This is a genomic window from Cyanobacteriota bacterium (genome assembly GCA_025054735.1).
Taxonomy (GTDB): domain Bacteria; phylum Cyanobacteriota; class Cyanobacteriia; order SKYG9; family SKYG9; genus SKYG9.
In genome coordinates this window covers 1-619 of the sequence record JANWZG010000704.1, presented here as the reverse complement: position 1 = coordinate 619, position 619 = coordinate 1, and the positions used below count along the sequence as shown (strand labels likewise).

1 protein-coding gene and 1 tRNA gene are annotated in these 619 nt (G+C 51.7%); both read left to right on the top strand.

Annotation, left to right across the window (positions count from 1 at the left end):
* Positions 1-121 precede the first annotated feature (121 nt).
* Positions 122-195, top strand: a tRNA-Pro gene (locus NZ772_19460).
* 142 nt (positions 196-337) lie between these two features.
* A partial coding sequence (locus tag NZ772_19455; GenBank protein ID MCS6815733.1) for a hypothetical protein occupies positions 338-619 on the top strand: 282 nt, incomplete at its 3' end.

The following is a 619-nucleotide window of genomic DNA, read 5'->3' as shown; positions in this document are numbered from 1 at the left end:
ATTTTCCACAACAGGGGTGCCCATGGTAAAACAAACTCATAACGACTACGTGTAACAGTGTAAAGGACGGGGTGGGGTACTGGCAAGGGTGGGGTTTACGTTATGATGATAAGGGTAGAGCCGGGGCGTAGCGCAGCTTGGTAGCGCACCACTTTGGGGTAGTGGGGGTCGTGGGTTCAAATCCCGCCGCTCCGATTCCGATAAATAGCCAACTTCACCCGCCACAAGCCCGATTCCACCGTTATCCCAGCAGTACACACCTGAGCAGTTGAGAGCAGAAAAGAGCAGTTAGAGTAAGATAGAAGCATCAAAACTGGATCAAAACTGGATCAGAGAAATGGAGTTAGTGCAGGCGGGTGGTAAGGGTAAGGTAGCGATTTACAGCCGGGATGGGTTGTACTGGTTGCGGTGGAGCTATCAGGGCAAGCGATACGGGTTAGCGGTGGGGCATGGGCAGATTAAGCCCACCAGGGCATTAGCGGCCAAGATTGAAACGGACATGGCGGCGGGTCATTTTGACGTGAGCTTGGAAGCCTATAAGCCCAAAGTGGATCAAAAACTGGATCAGACTCGTGATCCAGTTTTAAGCACGGGTGAGTTATGGCAGATGTATATGGAA